Below are 16,903 nucleotides of genomic sequence, written 5' to 3'. Positions count from 1 at the left end.
CAGCCCGGATTCTTCAGCCGTCCAGGCGGGCGAACCGCCGATTCCGGCGGCGGACGGCGATCAGCGCGACGATCCCGAGGATCACCAGCGCCACCCCGACCGCGAGCCACCAGCCGACGTCGGCGCCGGTGGCGGCGAGGGTGCCCACCCCGCCACCGGCGACGCCGACCCCGGCGCCAGGCATCTTGTACATCGATCCATCACCTCACCGGGTCAGGCAGCCGAACGACGCCGGGAGAAACGCAGGCCGACCGGCACCGCGATCGCGGCGACCACGCCGAACCCGATCCACATGCCTGCGCCCGACGCGAGCGGCATCGGCGGAGCGGCCGGGCCGCAGGTCGCCGACGACAGGATCACGTCGCCCGAGCCGAGCGCGCCCAGCGCGGCGCCGCCGAGCAGCTTCAGGTGCAGGGCGTTGACGGTGAGGCTGCCGTCGTTGTTCTTGATCTGCTCGTTCAGGATCAGCGTCGCCACGTGCAGCGGGCCGACCTGGACCTTCAGCTGGGTGTTCGCCGCCGGGGTGGCGTCGACCTTGCCGAGGGTGCCGAGGTTCGCGCCGACCAGCGTGGTGCTGCCCTTGACGCCTTCCTGCGTCGCGGTGCAGACGGCTTCGACCGCCTTCACGCCGACATCGCCGGCGGCGGCCTTGAGCAGCGGCAGCCCGACGTCGGCGACGGACGCCTTCGCCGTGACCGCGCCGGAGTTGTCGTCGCGCACGGCGGACGTCTTGATCACGCCGGTGGTCAGCACGCCGGGCACGTTCGCGGAGACCGCGGTGCTTTCCGTCGGGCCGTTGGTGTTCGCGGCCGCGAGCGGGCCGAGATGCACCGCGGGCTGGCCGAGCAGCGTCACGTCGACGTTGACGCCGTAGGCCGACCCGTCGCCGGGAGCGGCGCTGGCCGGAACAGCTCCGGCCAGGGCGATGCTCGCCACGACAGCGGCGAGCAGGCCGCCTCGTCGCACGAGGTGTCTCTTCACTGGTCCTCCGATTTTTCTCAGGGCGAGCCGCTGCGCGGACTAAACCCGCTGAGCAAGAGTCGGCACGCGGATCGGTTATCGGCTGAGGTTTCCGAAATGGCACAGTTTTTTGCCCTCAATCACCACATCGGGTGATAAGAATTCGCTTTTCCCCAGGTTGCGTGAAGCATCACTCTAACGGAGTAGCAAGAGTGCGTAAGAATATGCCGAAAGCTGCTCGGGTGTCCCCGGAATGGGGCTGCCCGGCGCAGGGCGGGAGCCGTCGCGGACACGACCGTGGCCGGGTCCGCCCGGTTCCGCTGGGTTTCTTCTCGAGAGGGTCGTCGTGACAGCAGTCAACGCGCCGGTGTCAGGCGCATCCCGGTTTCCGCTGCGTATGGCGGTGGTCGGGGTGCTCGCCGCGGGGGTGGTGCTGGTGCTCGTGGAACGCGGGTACCGGGAGCTGGAGGTGCGACTGGCCGGGGTCATCCTCCGGATTGTCACCTCATCGGGGGTCTATGTGGCCGGAAACCGGGAATCGGTCTACTTCGGGTTGTCTGGCGATACTCCATTCGGGTTGCGGATGACTCCGGAATGCTCGTCGGTATTCCTTCTGCTGCCGTTGCTATTAGTGACCGCCGCACTTCTGTGGTTCCGGCCACAGAATGCCCGCAGGCTCTTTTTCTCGCTGGGAATTTCCGCGATCACGGTGATCTTGGTTAATCAGTTACGCATTCTCACCATCGTCGGGCTGGTCAACGGGCTCGGCACCGACGAGGGCTACTACTGGGGCCACACGCTGCTCGGCTCGCTGGTCAGCGTCATCGGCGGCGCGATCTCGCTGGTGCTGTTCGTGTGGCTGGCGACGCGGAAGACGAAGGCCGAGAAACGGGCCGCGGCGTGAGCGGCTCCGGCCTGAAGATCCTGCTGTCGGTCACGCAGGCGTTCGCGCTGACCATGAGCGTCGCGTTCCTCGTGTACGTCGTGGTGATCGTCGTGCCGTACCTGCGCCGCAAGCCCGCTCCGGTCGGCGATCCGGCCGACTTCGCCTGGCACTTCTTCGTCCCCTGCCGCGACGAGGAGGTGGTGATTCGCGAGACGGTGAAGTACCTGCGTGGCACCTTCCGCCGCGCGCACGTGTGGGTCGTGGACGACGACTCCGACGACCGCACCGCCCGCGTCGTGCGCTCGGTGTGGCGGCGCAACGGCGGCTACGACCCGAATCTGCACCTCGTCGCCCGTCAGCGCCCGGAAGCGCGTACGGGCAAGGGAGACGCGCTCAACGCCGCCTATCGCGAACTGGACGACTGGCTCGGTCCTGACGCGGATCGGGACCGCGTCGTGGTCGTGGTGGTCGACGCGGACGGCCGTCCCGCGCCGAACTGTCTCGAAGTGTGCGCCGCGGACCACCTGTTCGGCGACGAAACCGTTGGCGCCGTTCAACTCGACGTCCGGATGAGCAACTTCCGCAGCCGTCCGCCCGGCCGCACGTGGTTCTCCCGCGCCTTCGGCCTCAAACTCGCCCAGTTGCAGGACCTGGAGTTCCGCACCGCGATCGCGGCGATCCAGACCTCCCGCGGTTTCACCGGCACGATCTCCATGGGCGGCAACGGGCAGTTCACCCGGCTGTCCGCATTGGACTCGATCGCGGGCGACGAACTGGCCCCGTGGCGCGGTTCGCTGCTGGAGGACTTCGAACTCGGCGTGCACCTGCTCACCGCGGGCTGGCGCACCGGGTTCACGCCGGATTCGCATGTGGCGCAGGAAGGTCTGTACAGCCTCCGCCGGTTCCTGGTGCAGCGCACGCGCTGGGGCCAGGGAACCATGCAGTGCATGCGGTACCTGCGCCGGATCTGGGACTCGCCGCACGTGTCCACTTTGGGCGCCGCGGAGATGATGTACTACCTGGCGCAGCCGTGGATGCAGCTGCTCGGTTCGCTGCTGTACCCGGTGCCGTTCATCCTGCTTCTCGTGAGCACGGCGGGCGATCCCGGCCAGGTGTGGACGTGGTTCACCGGCGGCGCTTGGATCCTGTTCGCGATCTACGGTTCGTTCGGGCTGCTGCCGTTCGTCGTGTGGGGCCCGATCTATCAGATGAAATGCTTGCGCAGCAAGAACATCTTCCGCGGCATCGGCATGGGCCTGTTGTACGCGGCCTACATCTACACCTTCTACATCACGTCCTGGCGCGCGTTGTTCCGCTTGGTGCGCGGACGCAACGGCTGGGCCAAGACCCGGCGCAACACCGAGGCCAGCACGGGTGTGAAAGTGGCGCTGGACGCGTGAATGCCCGGACCGGAAGTTCCGGCCCGGGCATGCAGCGAGCTGCGGTCAGGACGCCGGTTCGAGGTCGACGTCGTCGCGGCTGACGTACGCCACGCGGTGGCCGAGCTGGATTTCCACGTACCTGGACTTGCCCTTCACGACCTTGTTCGTCGCGACGTCGAAGGACGCCGAGTAGTACTCCGAGCCGGTCAGCCCGCCGACTGAGTACTTCTGGCCCGCGCCGAGCTGATACGGCAGCGGCTTGAGCTCCTGCACCGGAATGTCCTTCGGATACGCACTGGCCTCCGGGTACGCGCTCCCGTAGACCGGCACGGTTGCCTTGCCTGCCTTGGGAATCGCGACGAATCCGTCCGCCGGATACGCGGTGGGCGCGTTGTCCGGGTTGTGGAACCAGCCCTTCTGACCGAGGTACCAGATCGCGGTCCAGTCGCCGCGAGTGTCCGCGACGGCGTACTTCTGGCCGGTGGCCACGCGGCTGCCGATGTCCGAGACGTCCATTGTGGACGGATCAGGCCCGTGCATGCCCACATCGGACAGCAGCGGCGCGGACTCGCTCGGCTCGGTGTGCAGCACGACTGACCCCGAACTCCGCTCGGGGCACGGGTTTCCGGACCCGATCTTGTCGCATCCGGTGAACGCCGGACGGTTGGCGGAGAACTCCGGATCGATCATGACCAGACCGGAATCCGGTTCGCCGTCGTGCTCCAGCGGAGCGCCGAGCAGATCGAAGTAGTGCGCCCAGTCCCAGTACGGACCCGGGTCCCAGTGCATGCTCTTGATCTTGTCCGCGTTCGGGCCGGGCACGTTGTCGTGGCCGAGGATGTGCGCCCGGTCCAGCGGAACGCCGAAGCGGTGCGCGAGGTAACGCACGAGCTTCGCGGACTGCCGGTACATCGCCTCGGTGAACCAGGTGCCCTGCGCGGCGAAGCCCTCGTGCTCGACGCCGAGCGATTTCTCGTTCAGGTACCAGTTCCCGGCGTGCCAGCCGACGTCCTTGGTCGGCACGTGCTGGGCGATCTGGCCGTCCGAGGAGCGGACCGTGTAGTGCCACGCGGTCTGACCGGGGGTTTGCGCCTGCTTCATCACCGAGTCCCAGGTGCCCTCGGTGTCGTGGATGACGATGTAGTCGATCTTCTGGTCGCGCGGCCGGTCGGCCTTGTCGTAGTTGCCGTAGCTGTCGCCGATCTTCTGGAACGGCGCGGGCACCGATTCGCAGGACATCGACCGCGGGCACTCCGTGGCCGGCGGCTTTCCGGCCTGCAGACCGAGCCGATCCGCCTGGGCACGGTCCGGGGTGACGCCGGACGTCGCGGCGAGTTTGACGGCCTGGCCGTCGTCGGTCGTACGCGCGATGCCGCTGTTGATGGTGGCGAAGACCTCGTCGGCGAAGGTGCGCGCGCCAGTGACGTCCTCGGAGCCGCTGTATCGCGCGACGGCTCCGTACCAGTCCTTCGCGCTGTCGCTCTTGACGCCCAACTCTCGCTGGTACTCGGCCAGCAGCGCCGCGCCGCCGCGGATGTTCGCTACGGCGTCCGTACGGAGCTTCGCCGCGTCGGTGTGCAGCAGTGCGGCGGCCTGGTCGATGGTCTGGCTGCCGGACGGGGGAGCCGGGGCTTCCAGCGGACGCAGACGCAGGGCCGGGCGAGAGTCGTCGCCTCGGGGGTCTTCGTCGGGATTGTCGAATTCGCTGGTCCGCAGCCCGGCGGTGCGGACGTCAGTGAGATGCATCGGGCCGTACCCGGCGGCGGTGCTGGGCGCGCCGGAATGAGTGTCCCAGCGGGACTCCAGGTACGAGACGGCCAGCAGGACGTCCGCCGGGACGCCGAATTCGGAGGCTGCGTCGGCGAAGGCGCGCTGGCGGGCTGCGTTAGCGGGATGGGCGGAGGCGGGCATGGCGACCGCGGCCACTGCCAGCAGCCCGGTGGTGGCAGCGGCCAGGCGCCACGGGAGTGAGCGGGGCATAGAGGGCTCCAGGGGTGAGATGCCTGTCTGTGCGGATCCAACCAGGAGCCGGGGGATTTGGTGAGCTTTATCCACCGGATGCGGCCGAACGGGCACGCGGCGGTGCCCGGGCCGTCCGCCGCCTGGTGGAGGGCCCTCGCGCGCCGCCCGGAGCAAACGGGCCGGTCAGCGGCCTCCGCCTGGGGTTTCACCAGGTCCGGCGGACCCTCCTTGCGAAGCTGGCACTCACATGGCTAGAGTGCTAATCGAACGGCCCGGACACGCCCCGGCACCCGCGACGGCGGGGGTGGTATGAGCCGTAACCAGTCATCATGCCGACGCTTTCGACGACCGTGGAGGTCAACCCGGTGAGCGTGAACATCAAGCCGCTCGAGGACAAGATCGTTGTCCAGACGAGCGAGGCCGAGGAGACGACCGCTTCCGGCCTCGTCATCCCCGACACCGCCAAGGAGAAGCCCCAGGAGGGCAAGGTTCTGGCCGTGGGCCCGGGCCGCATCGACGACAAGGGCAACCGCGTTCCGCTGGACGTGGCTGTCGGCGACGTCGTCATCTACTCCAAGTACGGCGGCACCGAGGTCAAGTACAACGGCGAGGACTACCTGATCCTCTCCGCCCGCGACGTGCTGGCCGTCATCAACTGACGCGTCACTCGCAGCGCAAGGACGCCCCGGGCCCCGCTCATGCCGGGGTGCGGGGCGTTTTGCGTCGCACGACAACCGAAAGGTAAGCGGAAAGCGTTATGCCCAAGCAGATCAGTTTCGACGAGGACGCTCGTCGCGCGCTCGAGCGCGGGGTGAACAAGCTCGCCGACGCGGTCAAGGTCACCCTCGGCCCGCGCGGTCGCCACGTCGTCCTCGACAAGAAGTTCGGCGGCCCGACGATCACCCTCGACGGCGTCACCGTCGCTCGCGAGATCGAGCTCGACGACCCGTTCGAGAACCTCGGCGCGCAGCTCGCGAAGAGCGTCGCCACCAAGACCAACGACGTCGCGGGCGACGGAACCACCACCGCCACGGTGCTGGCCCAGTCGCTGGTGAAGCACGGCCTGCGCAACGTCGCCGCCGGCGCCAACCCGACCGCGGTCGGCAAGGGCATCGAGGCGGCCGCGGAGAAGGTCGTCGAGGTCCTCAAGGCCAAGGCCACCCCGGTCAAGGGCCGCGACAACATCGCCCAGGTCGGCACCGTCACCTCGCGTGACGCGACGATCGGCGCGCTGCTCGGCGAGGCCGTCGAGCGCGTGGGCGAGGACGGCGTGATCACCATCGAGGAGTCGTCCACGCTGGCGACCGACCTCGTGATCACCGAGGGCGTCCAGTTCGACAAGGGCTTCCTGTCGGCGCACTTCGCGACCAACCCGGAGGACCAGAAGGCGACTCTCGAGGACGCCTACATCCTGCTGCACCGCGAGAAGATCTCGGCGCTGGCCGACCTGCTCCCGGTGCTGGAGAAGGTCGTCGAGGCGAAGAAGCCGCTGCTCATCATCGCCGAGGACGTCGACGGCGAGGCGCTGTCCACCCTCGTGGTGAACTCGCTGCGCAAGACGATCACCGCGGTCGCGGTCAAGGCCCCGTTCTTCGGCGACCGCCGCAAGGCGTTCCTGGACGACCTCGCCGTCGTGACCGGCGGCGAGGTGATCTCCGCGGAGATCGGCCGCAAGCTGTCCGAGGTCGACCTCAGCTCGCTGGGCAAGGCCCGCCGGGTCGTCGTCACCAAGGACGACACGACGATCGTCGACGGCGCGGGCACGAAGGACGACATCGCCGCCCGGACCGCGCAGATCCGCAAGGAGATCGAGACCACCGACTCCGACTGGGACCGCGAAAAGCTGCAGGAGCGGCTCGCGAAGCTCGGCGGCGGCGTGGCCGTGATCAAGGTCGGCGCGGCCACCGAGACCGAGCTGAACGAGCGCAAGCACCGCATCGAGGACGCCGTGGCTTCCACCAAGGCGGCCGTCGAGGAGGGCATCCTGCCCGGCGGTGGTTCGGCGCTGGTGCACGCGGTCAAGGAACTCGAGGGCAACCTCGGCCTGACCGGCGACGAGGCGACGGGTGTCGCCATCGTCCGCGACGCGCTCACCGCCCCGCTGTTCTGGATCGCGACGAACGCGGGCCACGAGGGCGCGGTCATCGTGAACAAGGTCCAGGAGCAGGGCTGGGGTCAGGGCTTCAACGCCGCCACCGGCGAACTGACGGACCTGATCGCGGGCGGCATCGTCGACCCGGTCAAGGTGACCCGCTCGGCCGTCGCGAACGCGGCGTCCATCGCCCGGCTGGTGCTCACCACGGAAAGCTCCGTGGTCGAGAAGCCGGTCGAGGAGGAGCCGGAGGCCGCTGGCCACGGTCACTCGCACTGACGCTGGTCGCAGCTGCGCTTGCGTTGTGGCGGGGCGGCATTCCCTTCGGGGAGTGCCGCCCCGCTTTTGTGGTGCGGGGGTTTGGGCGCAGCTGTTTCCGCATGATCGGGTGGTGCCTATTCGACCGGCGCCCAACGCTGATCAAGCAGTAAACCCGCCATCCACCGTGATCGACGTCCCGGTCAGATACCGCCCATCCGGACCAGCCAGGTAAGCCACCGCGGCCGCGATGTCCGACGGATTTCCGTAGTGCCCCAACGCGATGTGCGCCAACTGGTCGCCGGAATGCGGGCCGTCCGCCGGGTTCATTTCGGTGTCTGTCGAGCCGGGGTGGACGACCATCGCCGTGATTCCGCGCGGTCCCAGGTCGCGCGCCAGGCCCTTGGTCATCCCCACCAGCGCGGATTTGCTCGCCGAGTACAGGCTCAATCCGACGAACGGCGCGCGCTCCGCCAAATCGCTGCCGATCGACACGATCCGCCCGCCCTGCTTCATGTGCCGTACCGCTGCCCGGGCCGCCACCAGCGGGGCCTTCACGTGGATCGCCAGCGTGCGGTCGATCGTTTCCGTGGTCAGGTCTTCGACCGGTGCCGCCGGGAACACGCCGGCGTTGTTCACCAGCACGTCCAGTCCGCCCAGTTCGGCCGCGGTCTGGTCGACCGCGCTGGTCACCGCGTCCGCGTCGGCGGCGTCCGCCTGCAGAGCGAGGCCTCGCCTGCCGAATTTCTCGATGGACGCGACTACTTCCGCCGCCCGGTCCGCGGCGCGTTCGTAGGTGATCGCGACGTCCGCGCCGTCCTCGGCCAGCCGGAGTGCGATCGCCGCGCCGATTCCGCGGCTTCCGCCGGTGACCAGCGCGACCTTGCGGTCCAGGGTTCCCATGTCCCACCTCTTTCTGTAGCGATAAATACATAAATAGCCGCGTACGATGGGTCGGGTCAAGACTTCTGTATCGCTCACTAAAGAAGGTGGTCCATGTCACCCCGCGGCCGCCCGCGCGCGTTCGACCGCGAGCACGCGCTCAACCAGGCGATGCTGGTGTTCTGGGAGCGTGGTTACGACGGTGCGTCGCTGTCCGAGTTGACCGAGGCGATGGGCATCAAGCCGCCGAGCCTGTACGCGGCCTTCGGGGACAAGGAAGCACTGTTCCGCGAAGCGATCGAGCATTACCAATCCGCGTACGGACGGCACACGATGCGCGCGCTGACCGAAGAGCCGACGGCGCGCGCGGCGGTTGAAGCGATGCTTCGCGACAACGCTTGCGCGTACGTGGAACCGGGGCATCCCAAAGGCTGCATGGTCGTTCTGGCGGCTACCAACTGCACGCCAGCCAATGCGTCCGTGTGGAAGTTTCTCGCTGCTTCGCGGGACGAAGTGCGACGGCAGCTTCACGAGCGCCTTCGTCGCGGAGTGGAGGAAGGCGACCTCGCGGCCACTGTGGACATTGACGCGCTCAGTGCGTTGTACGCGACTGTCTTTTATGGACTGACCATGCAGGCGCGCGACGGCGTCAGCCTCGACTCGCTGATGACCGTCATCGACCTCGCACTCTCGATGTGGCCCGGAAACGGCGGAGGGGCGGCGTCCACTGTGGACACCGCCCCTTCCGCGCCGTGATAAAAGTCAGATGTGCGCCATGGTCAGCGCGCGTTTGTCCTGTTTGATGATGTGGTCGCGCTCCGATTCGGACAGCCCGCCCCAGATGCCGTAGGGCTCGTGCACGGCGAGCGCGTGCTTGCGGCACATCTCCAGCACCGGGCACGACAGGCAGATCGCCTTGGCCCTGGCCTCGCGCCGCGCCCTCGCCGGTCCCCGCTCTCCGTCCGGGTGGAAGAAGGATCCGCTGTCCATCCCCCGGCACGACCCCTCCAGCTGCCAGTCCCACATGTCTGCGTTGGGGCCGGGGAGCCTGCGCGTGTCTGCCATCCTGACCGCCTCCGTCATCCGGTCGATGCCATTAGCTGCTCTGCTGTGGTGCCGATACTCCATTCGGTGCAACGGCGGTAACGTTAGAAGCGCGCCAATAGTTGTTCAATAGATCGGCGGCGATTCAGCCGTTAGGCATCCCCCAGATGTGTGAGCAGGGCTTTTGGCTCGGGTTGCCGGGACCGCGAACGGGCTGGATATTGACCGGGTGGGATCCGGATCAGGCGATGGAGAACCCACCCTGCCGGTGGCCTCGGTCGCCCGCCGGCTCGGTGTCGCGCCGTCCACCCTGCGTACTTGGGACCGCCGCTACGGTCTCGGTCCCAGTCGCCACACCGACGGCAGACATCGCCGCTACGGCAGCTCCGACATCGGCCGTCTCGAACTTATGCAGCGCGCGCTCCTTCGCGGCGCTTCAACGGCGGAGGCCGCGCAGTACGCGTTAGAGCAGATGCCGCGCGCGGACTTCGTGCCAGCGCCTGCCGAGCCCGCGGAAGCGACAGAGACGAAAGCAGCGGCGGACGACTTCGAAGTCCCTTCGCGGCTCGCGCGTCGCTTGAGCACTGCTGCGTTGGCGATGGACGTCGGCGCGGTACAGCGCATGCTCGTTGACGCCATTAGCGAGCTAGGCGTGCTTCAGGCGTGGTCGGGCGTTATCGACCCGGTCCTCACTGCACTCGGCGCGCGGTGGCGCGGTGTGCACGCGGGTGCGGAAGTGGAGTACCTGCTCGCTGAGTGCGTGTACGCGGCACTAGTGCGCGCGACGCCGGTCCTCGACGAGCCTCGCAACCAACGGCCGGTGCTTCTTGCGTGCGTGCCCGACGAACGGGACAACATGCCGGTGTACGCGCTCGCGGCGGCTCTCGCGGGGCGAAGGATCGGCGCGCAGCTCTTCGGCATTGCGCTGCCACAAGAAGTGCTGGCGGTAGCAGTGCGGCGAAGCGCGCCCGCTGCAGTGGTGCTGTGGGCGAATCGGGCGAACGCGGACCCTCGGCTCTTCGCGCGCGTGTCCCGCGGACGGCAGCGGACCCGGTTGTTCGCCTGCGGCCCCGGCTGGGATCCGGCGCTGTTGCCGCCGAAAGTCGAGTTGCTGGCGGATCTTTCCGCGGCCGCCGACCGCGTGGAGCACGTTCTTGTCGGTGCTCCGCGATAGAAAGGTCGGGTGGACGAAGAAGCGCTGACGACCCTCGCGTTCGGCCCGGACGCCAGGTCGGCAGACCCGATACCTCGCGACGGCTCGCCAAGGCAACGCCTCCTGGCGGCAATCGTGCTGGGTGCCCGTGGCCGATACGCGGCGGCGGCGAACTTGCTCGACTCGCTCCGGCATGGCGGTGATCCGCTGACGGCCTCGCTGGCGGCGAGCACGCTGGCGTCGCATCGGCGGCAGCTGGGTGCGCACGTGCTGGCGCGGAAGCTGGATGGGGAGGCGCTGCTGGCGGTCGGGCTGCGCGGAGCGGGGGAGCGGAGGACCTCGACAGGCGGCGGCTCGGGAATGGCTGGCGGTGGGCTGGCTGCGGCTGGGGCGGGCTCGCGGGGCGGCGCTTCGGGAACAGCTGGGGGCGTGGCCGCGACTCATTCGGGTTCGCGAGGCGTTGGCTCGGGAGGGGCTGGTGACGGCTTAGCTGCGGCTGATTCGGGCTCGCGGCGCGGCGGCCCAGTCCGAACTGGCACCGGAGCAGCTTCGCCCGCTCAGGGGTCAACCTCGGCCACCGATTCCTCGCCCGGCACCGCGAGCCGCAGCGCACCCGCCAGCCAAGGCAGCCTCGTCGAGCCCACCGAAGACCCCCACGGGCTGGACTTCCAAGGTGCCCGAGCCGACGCCCTCCTCGGCCTGGCCGCGGACAACCTCGCCCTCGGTCGCATCTCCGCCGCCCGTCGCCTGGCCGTCCGTGCCGCCCAAGCCGACCGGCGCTGGCGGGCGACCATCCGCGGCGGCTGGGTGGGCGCCGAGATCGAACTCGCCGACGGACAGCCCGAAGCGGCCGTCGCCCCGGCCCGCCTCGCCTACGAGACCGCCGTCGCCCGGCAGGCTCGGCGACACATCGTGAAGTCCGGCATCGTCCTCGGCGTCGCGCTGCTCTCCGCAGGGCAGGGCGGGGCTCGGGAACTCGTCGTCGCAGCCGCTGCGGACGCCGAAAAATATGAACTCGATTCGCTTAGCTGGGTGGCGGACCGCGTCGCCGCTGACTTGGACCACGACCGGGCCGAGGAGTATCGATTCAGGAGTCGCCAGGTGTTGCACGCAGTGTTACGGCACGCGGATCCTGGCGTGATGCGTATCGCACACGAATCGCCGTGGGTGCCCGTCGGACCCGGGTAGGCCTGCGGGAACGGGCGTTCCGGCATCCGGGCTAAGAAACTTCAAAAAAAGCCACCGGATCGTGTCAAGGTTCGGGCTAAAGCGTCCGATAGGGGAAGTGGAATGTCACCCGGCTGCAGGAAGGAAACCCCGTGACGACGGTCTTGATCTGCGACGACCGACGCAGTGTCCGCGAAGGGCTCACCCGTGTGATGTCCGCGGTGCCTGGGGTCAGTCGCATCGACTGCGTAGCGCACGGTGACGAGCTGCTGGCCCGGTACACCCGTCAGCCGGTCGATGTCGTGCTGGTCGGAACGCAACGCGCGGTCCCGACGGGCGTCGAGGCTACGCGCCGGCTCGTCTCCGCGAACCCCCAGGCGAACGTCATCGTCTTCGGAGCCCCGGACGACGCGGGCAGCATCGCGGCCGCCATCGCCGGCGGAGCGCGCGGCTACCTGCGCTGGGACGCTTCGCGGCCCGAACTGGTCGCCGCGCTGGCGCACACCCTGGCCAGCACCTCGGTGCCCGCGCCGCGTCAGCCGTCCGACCCGGGCGTGCAGCTCACCGAGCGCGAGCTGCAGGTGCTGCGCGGCATGAGCCAGGGCAAGAGCAACGGCCAGATCGGCCGTGAGCTGTACCTCTCCGAGGACACGGTCAAGACGCACGCGCGGCGGCTGTTCCGCAAGCTCGGCGTCCGCGACCGCGCGCAGGCCGTGGCGCACGGCTTCCGCCGCGGCCTCGTGTCCTGACCGAGGCGGGGCAAGCCAAAACGGGACTTCCGATCCGATTCCCGCGGTGACGAACGGGCCAGGGCAGCCAAGCCCTGGCCCGTACCTGTTGTCCTGGCCCCCGCACTCGTGCCACGCCCGCGTCCCCACCGCGTGACGGCACTGCCCCAGCCCGTCTGCCTGCGACAATCGCCGTCCGGCCGCGCCCGGCGCGCCGGTCACCACCTCTGGCGGTTGTCTGGTAGGACTCCGACGGTACGGTAGCTGTGACCGGCGCTGGACGGGGACGACCACGCGCCGGATTCTTTGCACGCCTACACGTAACGCTGGGACTGTTGTCTGCGATGGCCACTGTGGGGGATGGACTGGACGAGCCGGTCGCCGCCGCTGTCGAGGGAGACCCTCAGGCAGTGGAGCGGTTGCTGGCCGCCATTCGTCCCCTTGTGGTGCGGTATTGCCGTGCCAGGGTTGGCAGGCAGGAGCGTTCGTTCGCTTCGGCAGACGACGTTGCGCAGGAGGTGTGTCTCGCGGTGCTTACGGCCTTGCCTTCGTACCGTGACCAGGGCCGCCCCTTTCTGGCGTTCGTCTACGGCATCGCCCAGCACAAGGTCGCCGACGCGCACCGCGCCGCGGCGCGCAACCGGGCGGAGCCGGTCGCCGAGATCCCCGACGAGATCGAGGTCGGCGTCGGCCCGGAGCAACGTGCTCTCCAGGGTGAGCTGAACGAGCGGATGGCGCAGTTGCTGCAGGTGCTGCCGGACAAACAACGGGAAATCGTCGTTTTGCGGGTCGTGGTCGGGCTGTCGGCGGAGGAGACGGCGGACGCCGTCGGTTCCACGCCGGGCGCTGTCCGCGTCGCCCAGCACCGGGCGCTCGCCCGGCTGCGCAAGGTGCTTGCCGCCGAGGAGGTGATCTGAGTGACCGATCGCGAAGACCGGGACAGAGACCTGTCACCTTCCGCCCAGGCCAGCGGCCTGACCGGGTACGAAGCGGAAGCCGACGGCGACCTCACGGCCATCCAGGCCGACGACGCGCTCCTCGACGCGCTCGGCGGGACCGATCCGGCTGTCGCCGACGGGCTCGGAGACCAGGAACTGAACGCGCTGCTGCTCGCTTGGCGCCGCGACATCGACAGCGAACCGCTCGCCGAGCTGGTCGACGTCGACACCGCGGTGACCACGGTGAAGACCGCCACGCTGGCGCGCAAATACCAAAGCCGCGGCCGGCGCCGCCGCTATCTCGTGCCGGTGGCCGCCGCGTGCGCCGCCGCCGCGATCGCCTTCACCGGCACCGGGCTCGCCGCCCGGGACGCCCAGCCCGGCGACACGCTGTGGGGCCTCACGAAGGTGCTCTACGCCGACCACGCCCGCTCCGTCGAGGCCGCCGCCGCGGCGAAGCTCGACCTGGAGAAGGCGAACCTGGCGCTGGCCGACAACCGGCTCGCGGACGCCCGGCGCGCGCTCGCCGACGCGCAGGCCGCGCTCACCCAGGTCACCGACGCGGACAACCGCAACCAGCTGATGCAGCAGCACCGCGAACTCGCCGCGCAGCTCGGTCAGCCGACGGCCCCGCCCACCGGTCAGACGACGTCGTCGTCGCCCGCTGTTCCGCCGGGACACGATCCGGTCAGCAGCGCGGCGCCGCCGCCCGGACAGTCGACCTCGCTGCCGGGCACCGGCCACACCGACAACCCGCCGCCGGTCACCTCGGTGACGCCGCTGCCGCCGGTGACGTCGACGCCGAGTTCGCCGCCGCCGTCGCCGAGCGCCACTCCGAACGATCCGGGTACGGGCAGCAGTCCGCGCAACGAGTCGTCGCAAGGGGCGCAGGCCCCGAACGGCACCAGCGGCTCCTAGGTTTTCCGAAGGTCCCGGCACGAACAGTGCCGGGACCTTTTTCGTATCGGCGGGAGGCGCGATGCTGGTTTTCGGGGAGCCCTACGAGACCGCGAGCGGAACGGTGCTGGTCACCGTCACGCGGGAGGGCCGTCGAGGCGGGCCGGGGCGTGCGGTCGGGCTGTACACGATCAACGCGGACGGCGTGACGTGGACGCCCGCGACGGATCAGGGCCGGATCGCGCTGATCGGTGCGTGCACGGGTTTCGTGGCGGCGGCGTTCGCGACGCTGGCCGTGGTGCGCCGTCCGCCGTGGCCGAACCTGACCGAGCGGGCGATGATCGCCCAGGCGGAAAGCGTGAAGCGCCGACGCTGACCCTGGGTTGTCCACAAGTCGACACAGCTGTGGACAACCCCTGTGGACAACTTGTCCGCGCACACGAAGAAGGTCCTGGTGGCCAAGCTCACCAGGACCTTTTCGGACGGTCTAAAACTCAGTACGCGCTCTCGTTCGCGGTGACCCCGTCCGCGAAACCGCGGCAGTAGTCCCAGCTCACGTAGTCGGTCGGGTTCGGGTCGAACGCCGGCTCGTGCGGGCGCATCCGGCCGTCGGACAGCAGCTGCTCCAGGCTCGCGCGCAGCAGCGTCCAGTCGTGGTAGTGGGGTTCGTCGCACTCACCGCAGTCGACCACGATGCCGCGAACCCCGCGAGGCTCCAGCAGAGCCTGGTACACGGCGAGGTCGGACAGGTCGGCCAGCAGCTCGGTGCGCTCGTCCGCGCTGATCGGCTCTTCGAGGTGGTCGTCGGGGTCGGGGATGGCCCGGGCCGGATCGTCCGGGTCGTCCGCGAACGGATCGGGGGGCAACACATCGTGCGGCACGGCCTGCACGCTACCCGCCGGGCCACCCGCCCGGGCCAGGGCCCCGGCCCGGATATCATGAGGGGAAGGCCCGACCACCCTCGGCCCACGCCAGGCACCGCTGCCCGCGACTCCAGCCCACTCCCGCCAGGAAGGCCCTTCGCCCCTCATGACCAGCGAAAGCATCACCCCCGCAGTGCCCAGCAAGTTCGCGATGCTCGGCTTGACCTTCGACGACGTGCTGCTGCTGCCCGCGGAATCGGACGTGGTGCCCAGCGCGGTGGACACGAGCACGCAGCTCACCCGCAACATCAAGCTCAACGTTCCGCTGGTCTCCGCCGCGATGGACACGGTCACCGAGGCGCGGATGGCGATCGCCATGGCGCGGCAGGGCGGCATCGGCGTGCTGCAGCGCAACCTGCCGATCGAGGAGCAGGCGGCGGCGGTCGAGGTCGTGAAGCGGTCCGAGGCGGGCATGGTCACCGACCCGGTCACCTGCTCCCCGGACGACACCCTCGCCGAGGTCGACGCGCTGTGCGCCCGGTTCCGGATCTCCGGCGTCCCGGTCACCGACGCCTCCGGCGCGCTCGTGGGCATCATCACCAACCGCGACATGCGGTTCGAGGTCGACCACACCCGCCTGGTGAGCGAGGTCATGACCCGGACGCCGCTGGTGACGGCCCAGGTCGGTGTCACCGCGGAGGCCGCGCTGGGGCTGCTGCGCAGGCACAAGATCGAGAAGCTGCCGATCGTCGACGGCGCGGGCAAGCTGCGCGGCCTGATCACGGTCAAGGACTTCGTGAAGACCGACCAGTACCCGAAGGCGTCGAAGGACCCGGACGGCCGCCTCATCGTCGGTGCCGCGGTCGGCGTCGGTGCCGATGGCCACAAGCGCGCGATGGCGCTGGCCGAAGCGGGCGTCGACGTCCTCATGGTCGACACGGCACACGGGCACTCGCGGGCGGTCATCGACGCGGTGCGGCTGCTGAAGAAGGAACTGGGCGAGACCGTCGACATCGTCGGCGGAAACGTCGCGACGCGGGCTGGTGCGCAGGCGCTGGTCGATGCCGGTGCGGACGGGGTGAAGGTCGGCGTCGGACCCGGCTCGATCTGCACCACGCGCGTCGTCGCGGGGGTCGGTGTGCCGCAGATCTCCGCGATCTACGAAGCCGACCTGGCGTGCCGTCCGGCGGGCGTCCCGGTGATCGGCGACGGCGGCATCCAGTACTCGGGCGACATCGCGAAGGCCATCGCGGCCGGTGCGTCCACCGTGATGCTGGGCAGCCTGCTCGCGGGCACCGCGGAATCGCCGGGCGACCTGATCCTGGTCAACGGCAAGCAGTTCAAGGTCTACCGCGGCATGGGCTCGCTCGGAGCCATGCAGTCGCGCGGCGAGGCGAAGTCCTACTCCAAGGACCGCTACGCCCAGGACGACGTGCTCTCCGACGACAAGCTGGTGCCGGAAGGCATCGAGGGCCGGATCCCGTTCCGCGGGCCGCTGTCGAACGTGGTCCACCAGCTGATCGGCGGCCTGCGCTCGGGCATGGGCTTCACCGGATCGACCACGATCGCGGCACTGCAGGAGCGGCAGCTGGTCCGGATCACCGCGGCCGGGCTGAAGGAAAGCCACCCGCACGACATCACGATGACGGTCGAGGCCCCGAACTACACGACCCGCTGATCGCGCTGTTCGC

Annotated in this window: 18 protein-coding genes; 12 read left to right on the top strand and 6 right to left on the bottom strand. The window is 69.3% G+C overall.

Features of this window, described 5'->3' with window-relative positions; genetic code table 11:
- Positions 1 to 13 precede the first annotated feature (13 nt).
- Both EIZ44_RS24840 and EIZ44_RS24835 read right to left on the bottom strand, forming a co-directional pair.
- Positions 14 to 193 carry an LAXTG motif-containing small protein gene (locus tag EIZ44_RS24840; RefSeq protein WP_037816221.1) on the bottom strand — a complete coding sequence of 60 codons (180 nt, stop codon included), beginning with the start codon at positions 191 to 193 and terminating at the stop codon, positions 14 to 16.
- Between the two features lie 20 nt (positions 194 to 213).
- A complete protein-coding gene (locus tag EIZ44_RS24835; protein WP_134667666.1) occupies positions 214 to 981 on the bottom strand; it encodes a choice-of-anchor protein CoaP in 768 nt (255 codons plus the stop codon).
- Positions 982 to 1,357: 376 nt separating this feature from the next.
- Between EIZ44_RS24835 and xrtP the strand changes: the two genes are divergently transcribed.
- Positions 1,358 to 1,864: an exosortase P gene (xrtP, locus tag EIZ44_RS24830; RefSeq protein WP_037816219.1), complete on the top strand. Its 507-nt coding sequence runs from the start codon at positions 1,358 to 1,360 to the stop codon at positions 1,862 to 1,864.
- Entirely contained in the window at positions 1,861 to 3,246 is a 1,386-nt protein-coding gene (locus EIZ44_RS24825; RefSeq protein ID WP_037816218.1) for an XrtP-associated glycosyltransferase, read from the top strand. Before xrtP ends, EIZ44_RS24825 begins: the two co-directional genes overlap by 4 nt.
- A gap of 45 nt (positions 3,247 to 3,291) precedes the next feature.
- Here EIZ44_RS24825 and EIZ44_RS24820 read toward each other — a convergent pair whose 3' ends face one another.
- On the bottom strand, positions 3,292 to 5,208 hold the full coding sequence (locus EIZ44_RS24820) for a peptidoglycan recognition protein family protein (protein WP_134731475.1): 1,917 nt from the start codon (positions 5,206 to 5,208) through the stop codon (positions 3,292 to 3,294).
- Between the two features lie 347 nt (positions 5,209 to 5,555).
- Here EIZ44_RS24820 and groES point away from each other — a divergent pair, with 347 nt between their 5' ends.
- Positions 5,556 to 5,849 (top strand): co-chaperone GroES, encoded by a 294-nt coding sequence (gene groES / locus EIZ44_RS24815; protein WP_009072407.1) that lies wholly within the window; start codon positions 5,556 to 5,558, stop codon positions 5,847 to 5,849.
- Between the two features lie 98 nt (positions 5,850 to 5,947).
- Positions 5,948 to 7,561, top strand: coding sequence for a chaperonin GroEL (groL, locus tag EIZ44_RS24810; protein ID WP_037816216.1), 1,614 nt, complete (start codon positions 5,948 to 5,950; stop codon positions 7,559 to 7,561).
- Positions 7,562 to 7,702: 141 nt separating this feature from the next.
- Here the strand turns inward: groL and EIZ44_RS24805 are convergent, their stop codons facing one another.
- Positions 7,703 to 8,443: an SDR family NAD(P)-dependent oxidoreductase gene (locus EIZ44_RS24805; protein WP_134731474.1), complete on the bottom strand. Its 741-nt coding sequence runs from the start codon at positions 8,441 to 8,443 to the stop codon at positions 7,703 to 7,705.
- Positions 8,444 to 8,536: 93 nt separating this feature from the next.
- Here EIZ44_RS24805 and EIZ44_RS24800 point away from each other — a divergent pair, with 93 nt between their 5' ends.
- Positions 8,537 to 9,178, top strand: coding sequence for a TetR/AcrR family transcriptional regulator (locus tag EIZ44_RS24800; protein WP_037816214.1), 642 nt, complete (start codon positions 8,537 to 8,539; stop codon positions 9,176 to 9,178).
- A 6-nt stretch (positions 9,179 to 9,184) separates the two neighbouring features.
- On the opposite strand, the gene EIZ44_RS24795 is transcribed toward EIZ44_RS24800, so the two are convergent.
- Positions 9,185 to 9,487, bottom strand: a complete 303-nt coding sequence (locus EIZ44_RS24795) for a WhiB family transcriptional regulator (RefSeq protein WP_037816439.1) — start codon at positions 9,485 to 9,487, stop codon at positions 9,185 to 9,187.
- A 247-nt stretch (positions 9,488 to 9,734) separates the two neighbouring features.
- Between EIZ44_RS24795 and EIZ44_RS24790 the strand changes: the two genes are divergently transcribed.
- The 6 genes from EIZ44_RS24790 (at position 9,735) to EIZ44_RS24765 (ending at position 14,725) form a co-directional block, all read left to right on the top strand.
- Positions 9,735 to 10,640 (top strand): MerR family transcriptional regulator, encoded by a 906-nt coding sequence (locus tag EIZ44_RS24790; RefSeq protein ID WP_200864397.1) that lies wholly within the window; start codon positions 9,735 to 9,737, stop codon positions 10,638 to 10,640.
- Positions 10,641 to 10,649: 9 nt separating this feature from the next.
- Positions 10,650 to 11,807 (top strand): hypothetical protein, encoded by a 1,158-nt coding sequence (locus tag EIZ44_RS24785; RefSeq protein ID WP_439098618.1) that lies wholly within the window; start codon positions 10,650 to 10,652, stop codon positions 11,805 to 11,807.
- Between the two features lie 131 nt (positions 11,808 to 11,938).
- A complete protein-coding gene (locus tag EIZ44_RS24780) occupies positions 11,939 to 12,535 on the top strand; it encodes a response regulator transcription factor (RefSeq protein WP_020662719.1) in 597 nt (198 codons plus the stop codon).
- A 323-nt stretch (positions 12,536 to 12,858) separates the two neighbouring features.
- Positions 12,859 to 13,431, top strand: a complete 573-nt coding sequence (locus tag EIZ44_RS24775) for a sigma-70 family RNA polymerase sigma factor (RefSeq protein ID WP_037816212.1) — start codon at positions 12,859 to 12,861, stop codon at positions 13,429 to 13,431.
- Positions 13,432 to 14,370 (top strand): anti-sigma-D factor RsdA, encoded by a 939-nt coding sequence (locus EIZ44_RS24770; RefSeq protein WP_134731472.1) that lies wholly within the window; start codon positions 13,432 to 13,434, stop codon positions 14,368 to 14,370.
- Positions 14,371 to 14,431: 61 nt separating this feature from the next.
- Positions 14,432 to 14,725, top strand: a complete 294-nt coding sequence (locus EIZ44_RS24765) for a hypothetical protein (RefSeq protein ID WP_037816210.1) — start codon at positions 14,432 to 14,434, stop codon at positions 14,723 to 14,725.
- Positions 14,726 to 14,843: 118 nt separating this feature from the next.
- Here the strand turns inward: EIZ44_RS24765 and EIZ44_RS24760 are convergent, their stop codons facing one another.
- A complete protein-coding gene (locus EIZ44_RS24760; protein ID WP_009072430.1) occupies positions 14,844 to 15,239 on the bottom strand; it encodes a DUF5319 domain-containing protein in 396 nt (131 codons plus the stop codon).
- A 139-nt stretch (positions 15,240 to 15,378) separates the two neighbouring features.
- Between EIZ44_RS24760 and guaB the strand changes: the two genes are divergently transcribed.
- Positions 15,379 to 16,890 (top strand): IMP dehydrogenase, encoded by a 1,512-nt coding sequence (guaB, locus tag EIZ44_RS24755; protein WP_037816209.1) that lies wholly within the window; start codon positions 15,379 to 15,381, stop codon positions 16,888 to 16,890.
- Positions 16,891 to 16,903: the final 13 nt, after the last annotated feature.

The sequence above is a fragment of the Amycolatopsis nivea genome (genome assembly GCF_004522235.1).
In the GTDB taxonomy this organism is placed as follows: Bacteria; Actinomycetota; Actinomycetes; order Mycobacteriales; family Pseudonocardiaceae; genus Amycolatopsis; species Amycolatopsis nivea.
The sequence above is the reverse complement of the archived record's forward strand: the minus strand, read 5'-3'. Positions and strand labels throughout refer to the sequence as shown.

Bases quoted from the DNA above. Each gene is read 5' to 3' on its own strand.
- xrtP (WP_037816219.1), top strand. From the start codon at position 1,358: ATGGCGGTGGTCGGGGTGCTCGCCGCGGGGGTGGTGCTGGTGCTCGTG.
- EIZ44_RS24840 (WP_037816221.1), bottom strand. From the start codon at position 193: ATGTACAAGATGCCTGGCGCCGGGGTCGGCGTCGCCGGTGGCGGGGTG.
- EIZ44_RS24805 (WP_134731474.1), bottom strand. From the start codon at position 8,443: ATGGGAACCCTGGACCGCAAGGTCGCGCTGGTCACCGGCGGAAGCCGC.
- EIZ44_RS24800 (WP_037816214.1), top strand. From the start codon at position 8,537: ATGTCACCCCGCGGCCGCCCGCGCGCGTTCGACCGCGAGCACGCGCTC.
- EIZ44_RS24765 (WP_037816210.1), top strand. From the start codon at position 14,432: ATGCTGGTTTTCGGGGAGCCCTACGAGACCGCGAGCGGAACGGTGCTG.
- EIZ44_RS24795 (WP_037816439.1), bottom strand. From the start codon at position 9,487: ATGGCAGACACGCGCAGGCTCCCCGGCCCCAACGCAGACATGTGGGAC.
- groL (WP_037816216.1), top strand. From the start codon at position 5,948: ATGCCCAAGCAGATCAGTTTCGACGAGGACGCTCGTCGCGCGCTCGAG.
- EIZ44_RS24775 (WP_037816212.1), top strand. From the start codon at position 12,859: ATGGCCACTGTGGGGGATGGACTGGACGAGCCGGTCGCCGCCGCTGTC.
- EIZ44_RS24820 (WP_134731475.1), bottom strand. From the start codon at position 5,208: ATGCCCCGCTCACTCCCGTGGCGCCTGGCCGCTGCCACCACCGGGCTG.
- guaB (WP_037816209.1), top strand. From the start codon at position 15,379: ATGACCAGCGAAAGCATCACCCCCGCAGTGCCCAGCAAGTTCGCGATG.